Genomic DNA, 12,447 nt, shown 5'->3' on the forward strand with positions numbered 1-12,447 from the left:
TTATAAATAATATAGTTTATATTTATAATAAAGTCAACTTAAGTGAAAATCATTATTTAACTGCAATTATTAAACTATCATCACTAAACTATAGTTAATGCTATAATCATTAAGCTATAGTTAATTATATAAAAATTAATTATACAAAAAAAATCAAACAAAGCTTTACTATTTACCAAAAAGAAAATATAATAAAGTATATAATTATTTTTATTTTCAGATAAAAATCAGCTATTGAATAGTTTAAATAGCTTTAAATGGATTAAACAGTTTTAAATAATTTAAATACATTAAGATTGGGGATGTTTTTGTGAGGATTTCTGGAATAAGTTACACACAACGTAAAAGACAGGTGCCCAAAAAATTGATTTTAGTGGTGATATTGTTAATAACCTTAACCGCTTTAATTATATCCATTATTTCCATAAAAACAGCAATGACTTTAACAAAGCCTGAAAGGTCGGAATTACCTGTTTTTTCAGCGAATATTGTTCCTGAATATGACAGCATATCTTTTAGGGATATAAATAATGAAGTTACTTTAAAAGGTTGGTTTTTCATCTCTCCCGAAAGCAATAAAACAATTATCCTGGCCCACGGCTACGGTTCCAACAGACTTCCCTTTGGAGAAGATACAATTGGACTTATAAAAAGTTTTCTAAATGAAGGGTATAATCTTATGACCTTTGATTTCAGAAACTCCGGGGAATCCGAAGGAGATGTTACATCTGTAGGCTATTTTGAAAAATCCGATTTACTTGGTGCCATTGAATATGCTAAAAAAAGAGGTTCTGATGAAATAGTGCTTTTAGGTTTTTCCATGGGAGCCTCAACTGCTATTCTGGCAGCTGCTGAAAGCCAGGACGTGGATGCAGTAATAGCAGACAGTCCATTTTCTGATCTTACTTCGTACCTGGATGAAAACCTTAGCGTATGGAGTAATTTACCTTCTTTTTTTAACAAAACCACACTATTTACTATGAAACTTCTAACGGGTGTGGATACTAAGGATGTAAGCCCTGTAAATGAAATAGGCAAAATTTATCCAAGACCTGTGCTGCTTATTCACAGCACAGACGACGAATTAATTCCCGTAAAGCACAGCTATATTCTAAAAGAAGCTTCAGGTGATAACGTGGAACTTTGGGAAACGTCCGGGGCAAGCCATATCAAGACTTATAAAGAATACCCTGATGAATACATAAAAAAAGTACTAGATTTTATAAATAACAGTATTAAAGGGGAAGATATTGAAGATGCTGAGAACTCATAAACTTTAGTAGATTCGGAAATTTCATAAAATTCAGAAAATCATAATATTTTGATAAATCATCTTATAAATCATAACATTCAAAAAAGAATCAGAAGAAGCAGACTTTTCATCTACTTCTTCTGATCAATAAAATATGATACTGCGTTAGTTTCTGAATCTCTGCTATAGACGTTGCTGGCTTTCTTCCCTTGATTTATTTTCCTTATCTTGCTACTTAAATCCTCTAGTGTTTCCTTTACTTTTTTATTGTTTTCCTTTTCTAACCTACTTATTTCTTGAAGGGTCTTTTTTATACTACTTATCACTTCCTGAAGTTCCCTGGTGTTTTTTGTATTTAGTGTTTCCAGGTTTTCCAAACTTTTGACCCCGTACTTTTCTTTAATTTTTTCATAATATGCATAAAACTCTTCGTCGTTTTTATTTATTTCATCAATTATTTTCTGCTTATCATCCAATAATTTCCCAAGACTCTCTATGCCTTCTTCCTCTATTGCTTTTGCCTGGGCTCTGGTTAAGGTGAGTATATCTTCAAGCTTTTTTTGTTTTTCCACTGAAATTTCTATAAGTCTTTCAATATAATTTTCAGTTTGTTGGTTTTCCATTGTATGCCTCTCCTATTTAGCCGCTTTTGGCGGTTTTATTTTTTTGTCTTGCAATTTTCATAGCCTGCTCCCATGTATTTCTAAGCTCTTTTGCCATCACTAAAACTTCTTCAACAATTGAAACATCCTTCTTTATATTTGCCTCTAAAAGCTGCCTGTACATATAATCATACAGTAAATCCAATTGCTCTGCTATCTCATAATTCATGTCCAAAGTTCCTCTAAACTCTGCAACGATATTCTGGGCTTTTATTATTGCTGTATTTGATTTTTCAATATTATTCTCATTTAAAGCTATCTGTGCCTGCATTAAAAATTTTACAAGCCCATTGTACAACATAAGAGTCAGTTCTTCACTACTTGCTGTATACACTGTGTTTTCTTTATACTGTCCATACGGGTTATTACTTATCATTTTATTACCCCTCCAAGTTTCCATTATAAAAATATTTACAAACCCAGCTGCTATATTAATACATAATTGTCCACTGATACCCAGCCGTTATACTAAGGTCGTTATCCTGATGCCCTGCCGTTATCCTAAACCAAGCTGCTGCATAAGCCATACAGACTGACTTTCCATCTGGCTCAGCATTTTTTCCATAGCCGTAAATTTTCTATAATAAGCCTCCTCCTTCTGATACATAATTTCAAGCATCTTTTGGATCATGGAATCCTTTGCTTTTATTTCATCTACAATTAGATTATTAAACTCTGATGCATCTCCTACTATACCTGCCTTTTCAAGTAATATACCTTTTTTGCCGCTTGAATCCCTGGTAGTTCTTATGTTCTTTTGCAAAATATCATATATTCTCTGAGTTATACCGCTTTGATTGTAGTTTTGGACAACTTTCTCCCTGTCATTAACGGTATTTACTCCAGAATCTTCAGGTTTAGTCGTGAAAAGTTTAACCACTTCATCAAAATTATTCATAAGTGCTGATTTTAACTTAGCTTCATCAAGGGTAAGTTTACCCCTTTCATAATAAGCACCTGTTGATATGCCTATATCAAAAACACTTATAGATACTCCTTCCACTTTATCAAACAAAGCTTTTCTCATTTCATTTAATATATTAAATAGTATATTGTCGTTACTTAATAGACCCTCTTTGGCTTTTTCTTCCCACAATTCAATTTCTTTTTCTGACATAGCATCCTTTTGTTCCTTTGTAAGGGGTCTATAATCCCTGTTCTTCTTTTGATGAATCAATCCGTTTATTTCATCTAAAATCTTGTTATAGTCCTCAACCAAACCTTTAATATTTTCAACAACAGCATCTATATCATTTTTAATTTCAATTGTTACTTCCTCTTCTGAAATTTCATTTAGGGAAAACCTTACCCCGTCAATGGTAAACTGGTTACTGCTTCTTTTCATTCCTTCAACGCCGTTTAACGTAAACTCTGCATCTGTTCCCTGGGTATAGGTCCCGTCAACAATTCCTAATGCCTTTAAAAGCCCGTTTTCTTCATGGGTATCCACAAATGTAATGGATGACGCAGCACCTTCAACAGTGGATGTTAAAGTAAATTTGTCATTTAAAGAATCATACTGGATTCTTACACCGGCATCACTGTTATTTATTGCGTTCATAACATCCCTTAATGTTGCGTTTTTGTAACTTTTGCCCACATCAATAACTACATCATTTATTGTAAATACAACATTTTCCTCCGGATTATCTATAGCCAAAGTGTTTTTAAAATTATCTTTAATGCTCTCAAGACCGGATGCTAAGGATATCCTGTTGCTGGTATTATCCTCCGGCATAAAACCTAATTTCTTAAGGTCACCGGAAAATGAGGTTCCATCTGCCAGCATTAAAGTACTGCCGTTTAAAAGCACATTAAACTCCACTCTTCCGCCAGAATTGCTAACTTTCACCTTACCTGCGCCAAAAGCTTTAGACAGTGAGGCGTTTATATCTTCAATCATATGATCAATATCGCTATAATCCTTTAATTCAATTGTTTTGGTAACACCGTCTAAAGTAACATTTATTTTTCTTCCGACAAGCTGAAAATCCTCTACAGCTTCACTTGCAATTATGTTTCTGGTAATATTTGATGTGCCTTCAATTTTTGCACCTGAAGCCAGGGAATGAACCTGTATGGTGTAAACTTTGCTTTCTGCCGCCGAACCTGCAACAGCTGTTACCGCTTTTTCATTGCTTGAACTTATATTAAATAAATTAAATGCAGATAAAGACCTGAAATTTGTTTCAGGTTTTAAAAGGTTAAAGTATTTGTCAGAAAAGGCTCTCAGCTTATTTGTAACATCCCTGTACATATCCCTTTTCCACTCTAAAATCTGCTTGTCCTGCTCGACTTTGTCCACTTTCATTTTTTCAATGTACATTAATTGTTCTATCATATATCCTGTATCTACTCCTGATACAAGACCTGAAAATCTCAATCTGCTGTATTCCGTGTTGTAGATACCATATAAAGACATAGTTCTACCTCCTCTCGTCCACCAATATGCCGGCTAATTCCCACATTTTTGCTACCATGTCTAAAATTTTTTCAGAAGGAATTTCCCTTATAACTTCTTTTGTTTCTGTATTAATAACCTTAACTAATATTTCCTTTGTTCCCTCATGTATTGAAAATTCCAACTGGGTTCGAGCTCCTATAATCGCCTTGTTTGCCTTTTCAATAGCATCAATGATTTCCTTAGCTGTAACGTCAGAATAATTTTGGCCCTCATCTTTTGTGACTTTTTGTACATTATTATTTTCTAAACTGGTTTTCTTTACACCAAGGGTATTTTGAACTGTATTTTGTGTGTTTTTTAATTGCATTAAAGAAGCATCCATGCTATCAATTCTCATAAAAAATCCCTCCGTGATATTTCCTTCATATCTATTATCGGAATTTCACTACACATAGTTTACAATTAATTTCAGTGCTTTATTTCAAGGTATACGGCAGTTTTTATTAAAAAAATTTTAATTTGTTTTTAAAAAATAAGAGAGTTCTTATTTAATATAAAAACTCCCTTAAAGTGTCAAATTATTATTGGGTTTTTGTTAAGTCTTTACCGAGGTTTTTATTTACGGGGGTTTTTATTTACGGGTTTTTTTACTTATTGAAATTAATCATTTAAAATTAATTAATCAAAATCAATTACTCAAAATTAGTTGCTTAAAATATCTGTACTTACATTGAAAATAGATAAAGATCTTTCAACCTCAGCTTTCCAGTCTGAAAATATGGGAAGCATCTCATTTTGTATATGTTCTTCTAAATTTGAAGCAACTTCACTTTCATAATTCTCCACTACTTTGCTCATACAGTCTTTAATTTTAGCTGTAAGAACGTCTATCTGACTGTCTGGTAGCATTTCCTGCATGTTTTTAATTGCCTTTTCAATACATATAATTCCATGCATTGTATCTTCTAAAACCGTCCTGGCTTCTTCATAACGAAGTTCGGACAATCTCTTTTGTATATGATTAATTCCTTTTTCCATTGTCTGAAGCAGTGGGAAAATGTGTTTTACAACCTGGATATTTTTGTCCATTATACTCAACCTCCCTTTGTCTTTCCCATAATATTTTTTAATTAAGTTAATTATGGTAAGACTTTTACGGAAATATTTTGTTTAATTGCATTTTTTACTATATCGGTAAATTTCCACTGCTTCCTTACCACTTTTTTAAAATAATTTTTTTATCTTATAAAAGTTAATATGAGATTGTATTCCCTATATAGAAAATTTTTGATAAAATATGCATAAATAATATAGAAAGAAGGGAGAGGAAAAGCAGGGAATGTCATACAAAGTCACTGTGGGGAAATACCATTCTAGAGAAATGTATTGAAAATGTTCAGTATAATGTTTCTACTCCAAATGATTACATATTTACTTCTAGATGTAATAATAAAAATTTAGTAAAAATAACAGGATATATTGACACTGAAGAGAGAACTATAGCACTATATGAATGGGCATTACTTCCAGCAACCAATCCTGACTGTTATAAAGAAATAACTATAGAACATTATAAATCAGAAAAATTGTTAAGAAAGGTTATACTTTCGAAGGCATTTGTGGTAAAATATACTGAAAGTTATTCCAGCGACGAAGGTGTAGGTACTTTTACCATTCATATAAAGCCGCTGTACGGACAAGAAATTGAAGTTTTATGTGAAGCGCCATCCGCAACTTACAATGCAAATTCAACTCCTCTACCTGAGTTGGAAGAAGAAACGAAAAATAAGATAATCGTTGAACAAAAACAGAATACTGTCGATCTGATGACAACAAAAAGCATAACAAGTAATTCGGATTCAAAAATGGTATGTGCACCCTTTACTGAATATGGAACTATACTGAGTAAAGATGAAGCTGCGGAAGATGAGAGTTTACGGAATGTACATAGAATAATAAAGAAAATTTTGGAAGAAGGACCAGAATGGAAATCACAGGAAGCATTAGAACGACATCTTAAAAAAAGAATCCAGAGGGATCAAGTCCCTTCCAATTGGACGGTTATTGACTATAATAACAAAATAATAGAGGTTTGTAGTAATCCGGACAGTTGCATTTATGAATATTATCAAGAAGAATTTGATCAAAAATATTATATATTTGGGGATGGGGATTGGATTGTAATGGTTGGTGAAAATGGTATTATGGAGACAACTTTTCCACCAGATACAATGACATATTCGGATTACCTGAATGAACATTTAAAAGTTGAATTTATTGGAAAGATTGGAGATGTGTATAAATAATGATTGATAACAAAATGAAAATTAAAGATTATGGTTATGATGTTAGTCAAGTTCTAGATGTTAGTCCATTTGAATATATTGATACATTTGCGTGTAGGAGTTATTTGACAGATATATTCTATTCTTTGGATGATGAGGATAAAGCTATATTGAAAGAATATGATAAAAAGCTTTTATTAAGGGCGGAGGAATTTTATAATTATTTAAAACCAATATATCGTTGGGGAAGTAGTGAAAAGCCTTATACGCATTGGTGGTGGCACTTGGATAAAGTAATATCAGGCGAGTTAAACGTAGATATTGAACAATGGAAAGTTGAAATAAATGGGGAAACTATGAGCATTTAATCCTGATACATAAATCCTTTTTTCTGAAAATTAACCGTCCAATAGATTTCAAAAGGAAATATAAATTATTTTGTGGTGCGGCCGGGCAAGGCCGTGGAGTACAGCGGGTGGAAACCCCGCCGAGGAAACCTTAAGCCGAGGAACTAGTAGCAAGTCTTGGAGTATCAGTAGCGATATTGATGCTTAAGCGTAGACAGTTAGGCAGTAGGTCCGAAGTCCGCAAGGGCGAGTGATTGAACCTCGAAAATTTTACAAAGTCGGGAAGGCCGACTGGCTCACAAACCAGGAAGGCAGGATTGCATCAAGCGTTAACGGCGAGCGTGATGTGGCTTCCCCGAGGTCAAAGAGCCGGGCATACTGTACAAAGACTCCACGGTAACCCGGGAGACCCTGACGATTCTTGCGAAAGCAAGTATGATGTACAACCGATAAAAAGGAAGGAAGTCAAAAGATTGTCAGGGAGTCGGATAACCTAATAGTATTAATGATGCTGGGTAATGCCGGAGGAGAAAAGGAGGTTACGTACAATCGCTCTTGTTAAGGAAACATTAACTACACACAGGGGTAGGGATTGATGGAAACGAAATAAGCCGTCTAAAAACACATAGTTATAAACCACAACCCGCAAGAAGAACATATATACCGAAAGCGAATGGGAAAGAACTAAGGCCACTGGGCATAGCTGCATACGAGGACAAGATAGTACAGATGGGACTTGCAAGAATACTGGAAGCAATCTATGAGCAAGATTTTCTTGACTTTTCTTATGGTTTCAGACCAAACAGGAGCGGTCATGATGCGCTGAGAGCAATAAACAAAACAATTATAAAAGATAAGATAAACTATATAGTTGATGCAGATATAAAAGGATTCTTCAACAACGTTGACCATGAATGGATGATGAAGTTTATAGGACACAGGATAGCGGACCCAAACATAAAAAGGCTGATAGTGAGATTTCTAAAAGCAGGGATAATGGAGAGAGGTAGATTTGAAGCAACAGACAAGGGTACAGCCTAGGGTTCAGTAGTTTCACCGATATTGGCAAACATATATCTTCATTATGTGCTTATGGTTTGAGAAAGTGATAAAGAAAAGGAGCAAAGGGGAAGTTTTTATTATCCGTTATTGTAAATTTTCAAATTAAATTAGATAATATTTTCAAATTATTTTAGGTCAATTTTACCACAAATTAGTGAATATTTTCAAATTAAAATAGGAACGCGATAATCAAATTTTCAAATTCCAGTAGGATTCAAAATAAAATTTGGAAAAATAAGTATTGCATAACACTTTCAAATTTGTATAATAAAAATGAGCAGATTAACTGCTCTTAAAATTTTAATCAAAATATTGATAATAGAAAACTTTTAAGTATAAATTCAATAAGTTTACAACATTTATTACTTAAACGGTTTATAACCGTTGTACTAAGGCTGCCGGTTAAAGATAAAAGTATTTTAGATATCAAAGTCTTTTTGTCCTTGGTATACGATTTCTTCATCTACATGCTTTTGCTTTATTGAACAAGCATACATAAGGCTTGAGGTTGCAAGACTGTTAACAAGGCGGGGTACGCCTTTTGATGCAGAATAAATAGCTTCAATTGCAGCCTGGGTATATAGTACAAAGACATTATTGCTTGTTGTATCTGATGAAACATTGTAACCTTCTTATGTGAAGGCACTTCTCCTAAAGATATTAAAAGACCCCGGTAAAAATCCATAACGGTAACTGTTGAGAGAGAAAAATAGCAGGGTTTGTAAAGTCCGGATTTAACCCGGCTGAAAATTTTCTTAAGGCGGTGGATTTCCATTCCCGGTTCACCGACTAAAAGAAACATTCCCGGATGTTTTGAATATATTTAAATCTTGAATTTAATTCCTTAATATCTTCACTTTCATAAACATCAGAAATATCAATTTCTTTTCCAAAAGGATTGTATTTTAGTCCAAAAAACTGTCTGAACATAATTATTTCTCTCCTTCCATAATTGTTTTAAATGAAATTGTTTGTTTTGATTTAGGCATGTCAGCATGTGTTACAGATACTTCGTTATTTTGTAAATCCACTATTAACTCAGAATTTTTAGGTCTGCCCCTTCGTTTCATATGGGCATTGTCATGAAAATTAACCTGCAAGGCTTCACCGATTTTCTTGCCTTCATAGTATATGAATACCGGCTCTTCTAAACTCTTAATTTTATTCATATTAAGTTGGGATAAAAATCTTTTTCTAACTGTTAAAAAGAACCTTTCTATTTTTCCCCGGCTATGTGCAACAAAGGGTTTCGAATGTATAAGAGCGCATCCTACGTCCGCGCACATAAATTCAAACTGCTGTGAACGGTAAATCTTCCCATTGTCCGTATAGAGCAGGGAAGGTATGCCTCTTCCTGTATGTAAGGTCCATACATTAAATCCCCATACCACAACTCATTTATATATTGATGTGCAAATCTTTTAATTTCTTTTTTCTCTTCAGTTTCATAAATGCTTTCATGATTTGAAAATTTTAAAAACCTGTATAGTGTGGTAAGTGATATTTGCCCTTCTTTTAATATGCCTTTTTTTATTAGTTTATCATAGATGATTGTAGTAGGCGCTTTAGGATATTTTCTTTTCGTCTCAAGGATTTTTTCAGCAAGTTCTGTATCTATTTTTCTACAATTACCCCTGTCTTTCCGGTATCCGGGTTTTAATGCATCCAATCCTCCACGCATGTAATCACAGTACCAGGACTCTATTGTTTTAGGTGAATATTTTCTTATGCCATAGTGTGGCATTTCTACGGGTTTTGATGAAATTTGAGCATAATAGTCCTTACGATTATTCACTTGTCCATTTAGGATCGGACTTATCAGTGAAAATCTTTTTAACGCAATGGCATTTCTTACCTCTTCACTTAACATATTCCTGACCTCCTGTTGCATTTTTAGGAAGCCATGACCGGTCAGGCTGTTCTTTACCACGGATGTTACCATAGTTATTTGCTCAAGTAAAGGAAAATATGGTGTTGGTTGATTTCATTAAAAATTTTTCATAAGACGCTTTTTAAAATCCTATTTTAATGTTATAATCATGCTGCAAGAAATGTTTTAGCGGTAGCTTGATAGTATTTTTGAGAGAATAGTTGAATGTTGGGGAATTCTCTTACTACTATTGCTAAAACGTTTCTTGCTTTTTCTGTGTTTCCAAGAGTTTCATCCGGTAATTTCACTTTGTGTATTATTTGTCTTAATCCATTTTGTATTGTATTGAGATTTTTAATGAATTTTTTTCTGTAATAGTATAGAATTTGCCTTGAAAACTGTACGTTGTTTTTTAGATTTAGTTGTTTTATAACTGAATTAATACTACCTTTACGATAAAATAAATTATATATGTATTCAAAAATATGATTTATTGCATTAATAAATCCGGTAAACAAAAGTTAGAATATATGATATGGTGCATCCACATAGAGGACATATATAGCGTCTGATTACTATTTTCCTTTATATTCTTTTGAGTAATAATATCTTTCATAGAAGCCATGTTTGCGGAAACTAACTAATTTATTGCATTTTGATTGTGACATCTTTTAGTTGGTGGCGGTGGAAAAGGATAATTTCTCCCAAGTTTAATATATTCATGAATTCCTTCATGAACATTGAAGATATATTGCATTTTTACATCACCCTCCGCAATATATTATAAAAAATAATCCTACTGTAAAGTGAAAATATTTTTTCAAATTGCGGTAGGGTTAAAAATTTTTTTCACCTATTTTAATGTGATAAAATAAGGGTAGATTTACCTAAATTAAAATGAAAATCTACATTCTACTATGGAAATTTCATCTGTTACAACCTCTATTTTTTTATTTTCAAGACTCATATCAATATTCAATAAATATTGCAGTGCATGTATTATAGCCTGTAATTCTGCTTGTATATTTTTTTTACACTTTAGATTTGTATATCCAAGTATTTTATTTTTACCAGGATTAATTATTAAAAAACTAATTCCTGCTTTGCTTTTCTTAAAAGAACCATCTGTATATATTTTTATATTTTTCATATATTCATCCATATACCTTTAATAAAAATTCCTTTCTCTTATTAAACTATTTAATAAGAGAATACCATTAAAATTACACAATTACAACGAAAATCATCCAATATTTTAATATATCTGTGTTATTCTGTGTTATTCTCAATTTTTCTTACAATAACACCTAATAACATTATTTTCGTTTTTCTTAATATATAGAACATATAAAAACTCCATTATCTTAAATAATATAACGGAGTTTCTAATATAATGTTTATTAATCTGATATTATTTCCTTATTCTCAATCTTGACCACATCTTGCAGCCTCTGTTTAGCCAAATTATAATTCAGTTCAAATCTCAATTCATTTAAATACTCCGGTAAATTCTTCGTTGGGAAAATGGCTTTCCAGATTTCTCTGCTAATTTGCAATGTTAATATTGATGTTTTATGGGCTTTTTCTATCCACTCGTCTGGTTTTCTCCAAATGCTCTCTTTACTAGGCGAAAAATGGACGGAAGAATTCCTTAATTTTTTTATTTCATCAAAAAATAATCTATAATCATTTGATGTTCTTTTCTTTTTATTTATTTTTAGTACAACTGTTTTATCCTCTCTTATTATTTGCTGTAGCCTTTCAATTTTCTCCTCAATGGAAAGAAAATCGTTAGGCTTGTTGCTTTCTCTTCCTAATAAATTATTTTTTTGAATATTTGTTAACCTATCTATATTTCTGCAATAGTAATCATAACCAATACTATTAATAAATGCTTCAAAAAATGAATAAAAACTTATTATCGATAACCTACTATAAGTTGCCACAGTTTGATTAGTATTTGATAGTGCTCTAAAAATATACTGATTTTCTTTATTTTTTTCATTTTGTTTTACAAAATTACTATATTCATGCATTTTATTAAAGGTATCTTCTGCTTTTACCAAAAGATAGAAAGCATCTCTTAATAAAAACTCCTCTTCTACACTAATATTCCCTGCGTGAATTCCTAGTCCAATTTTTGTTTGGTATGGTAAATAATTAGGATAAGGCAATTTTAAGTAATTAAATATCTCAATTAACCAGCCGTATTCTACACCCTTTGAATAAACATTATTATTACCCCTAAAAAAATTATTAAATTCGGTTGCAATAACATCTATATCCTTAATATTTTCAAATTTATCTTTATACTTTTCTATAATACTGTCTAAAAACTGGTTTACTTCATTCTCTTTTTTTGATAATTCTTCATCTGTCGAATTTATAATCCAATTATGTAATCCTTGTATCATCTCTTTGACTTCACTATTGGCAATTCCCCCATATCCTTTAGGTGTCAGAGAAAATAATAATTGAACGTATATCAATTTATTATTTAATCTATTTCTATTATCCAACCCACTTACCTCCCTACTGATTAAAAGTTAATAATTTTATAAATTA

At 32.1% G+C, this 12,447-nt stretch carries 17 protein-coding genes; 5 read left to right on the plus strand and 12 right to left on the minus strand.

The window, feature by feature from the left end:
• The first annotated feature begins 310 nt into the window (after positions 1-310).
• Positions 311-1,273, plus strand: a complete 963-nt coding sequence (locus HVS_RS14810) for an alpha/beta hydrolase (protein WP_101300192.1) — start codon at positions 311-313, stop codon at positions 1,271-1,273.
• Between the two features lie 110 nt (positions 1,274-1,383).
• On the opposite strand, the gene HVS_RS14815 is transcribed toward HVS_RS14810, so the two are convergent.
• The 5 genes from HVS_RS14815 to HVS_RS14835 form a co-directional block, all read right to left on the minus strand.
• On the minus strand, positions 1,384-1,875 hold the full coding sequence (locus tag HVS_RS14815) for a flagellar protein FlgN (protein ID WP_101300189.1): 492 nt from the start codon (positions 1,873-1,875) through the stop codon (positions 1,384-1,386).
• Positions 1,876-1,891: 16 nt separating this feature from the next.
• Positions 1,892-2,290: a flagellar export chaperone FliS gene (gene fliS, locus HVS_RS14820; protein ID WP_101300186.1), complete on the minus strand. Its 399-nt coding sequence runs from the start codon at positions 2,288-2,290 to the stop codon at positions 1,892-1,894.
• A 120-nt stretch (positions 2,291-2,410) separates the two neighbouring features.
• Positions 2,411-4,336: a flagellar filament capping protein FliD gene (gene fliD, locus HVS_RS14825; RefSeq protein WP_101300182.1), complete on the minus strand. Its 1,926-nt coding sequence runs from the start codon at positions 4,334-4,336 to the stop codon at positions 2,411-2,413.
• A 4-nt stretch (positions 4,337-4,340) separates the two neighbouring features.
• A complete protein-coding gene (locus tag HVS_RS14830; RefSeq protein ID WP_101300180.1) occupies positions 4,341-4,715 on the minus strand; it encodes a flagellar protein FlaG in 375 nt (124 codons plus the stop codon).
• 305 nt (positions 4,716-5,020) lie between these two features.
• Positions 5,021-5,407, minus strand: a complete 387-nt coding sequence (locus HVS_RS14835) for a DUF8042 domain-containing protein (protein ID WP_101300176.1) — start codon at positions 5,405-5,407, stop codon at positions 5,021-5,023.
• A 530-nt stretch (positions 5,408-5,937) separates the two neighbouring features.
• On the opposite strand from HVS_RS14835, the gene HVS_RS14840 reads away from it, so the two are divergent.
• The 4 genes from HVS_RS14840 (at position 5,938) to HVS_RS17380 (ending at position 7,991) form a co-directional block, all read left to right on the plus strand.
• On the plus strand, positions 5,938-6,624 hold the full coding sequence (locus HVS_RS14840) for a hypothetical protein (protein WP_101300174.1): 687 nt from the start codon (positions 5,938-5,940) through the stop codon (positions 6,622-6,624).
• Positions 6,624-6,971 (plus strand): hypothetical protein, encoded by a 348-nt coding sequence (locus tag HVS_RS14845; protein WP_101300172.1) that lies wholly within the window; start codon positions 6,624-6,626, stop codon positions 6,969-6,971. Before HVS_RS14840 ends, HVS_RS14845 begins: the two co-directional genes overlap by 1 nt.
• Positions 6,972-7,294: 323 nt before the next feature.
• Positions 7,295-7,447 (plus strand): hypothetical protein, encoded by a 153-nt coding sequence (locus HVS_RS16630; RefSeq protein ID WP_159063404.1) that lies wholly within the window; start codon positions 7,295-7,297, stop codon positions 7,445-7,447.
• Positions 7,448-7,670: 223 nt separating this feature from the next.
• Complete coding sequence (locus tag HVS_RS17380) at positions 7,671-7,991, plus strand: reverse transcriptase domain-containing protein (protein ID WP_235827728.1); 321 nt, start codon at positions 7,671-7,673, stop codon at positions 7,989-7,991.
• Positions 7,992-8,490: 499 nt separating this feature from the next.
• On the opposite strand, the gene HVS_RS17385 is transcribed toward HVS_RS17380, so the two are convergent.
• The 7 genes from HVS_RS17385 to HVS_RS14880 all read right to left on the minus strand — a co-directional run bounded on the left by HVS_RS17385 (position 8,491) and on the right by HVS_RS14880 (position 12,401).
• Entirely contained in the window at positions 8,491-8,787 is a 297-nt protein-coding gene (locus HVS_RS17385; protein WP_242971599.1) for a hypothetical protein, read from the minus strand.
• Positions 8,788-8,801: 14 nt separating this feature from the next.
• Positions 8,802-8,942, minus strand: a complete 141-nt coding sequence (locus tag HVS_RS17390) for a hypothetical protein (protein WP_242971600.1) — start codon at positions 8,940-8,942, stop codon at positions 8,802-8,804.
• Between the two features lie 2 nt (positions 8,943-8,944).
• Positions 8,945-9,181 carry a hypothetical protein gene (locus HVS_RS17395; RefSeq protein WP_242971601.1) on the minus strand — a complete coding sequence of 79 codons (237 nt, stop codon included), beginning with the start codon at positions 9,179-9,181 and terminating at the stop codon, positions 8,945-8,947.
• A gap of 101 nt (positions 9,182-9,282) precedes the next feature.
• The gene (locus HVS_RS17400) at positions 9,283-9,882 is read right to left on the minus strand and encodes a hypothetical protein (RefSeq protein WP_242971602.1); all 600 of its coding nucleotides are present in this window, start codon (positions 9,880-9,882) and stop codon (positions 9,283-9,285) included.
• Between the two features lie 167 nt (positions 9,883-10,049).
• On the minus strand, positions 10,050-10,400 hold the full coding sequence (locus HVS_RS14870) for a hypothetical protein (protein WP_101303551.1): 351 nt from the start codon (positions 10,398-10,400) through the stop codon (positions 10,050-10,052).
• 374 nt (positions 10,401-10,774) lie between these two features.
• Positions 10,775-11,044 carry a ribonuclease HI gene (locus tag HVS_RS14875; RefSeq protein ID WP_101300166.1) on the minus strand — a complete coding sequence of 90 codons (270 nt, stop codon included), beginning with the start codon at positions 11,042-11,044 and terminating at the stop codon, positions 10,775-10,777.
• A gap of 238 nt (positions 11,045-11,282) precedes the next feature.
• The gene (locus HVS_RS14880) at positions 11,283-12,401 is read right to left on the minus strand and encodes a hypothetical protein (RefSeq protein WP_101300162.1); all 1,119 of its coding nucleotides are present in this window, start codon (positions 12,399-12,401) and stop codon (positions 11,283-11,285) included.
• Positions 12,402-12,447 lie beyond the last annotated feature (46 nt).

It is taken from the genome of Acetivibrio saccincola (genome assembly GCF_002844395.1).
In the GTDB taxonomy this organism is placed as follows: domain Bacteria; phylum Bacillota; class Clostridia; order Acetivibrionales; family Acetivibrionaceae; genus Herbivorax; species Herbivorax saccincola.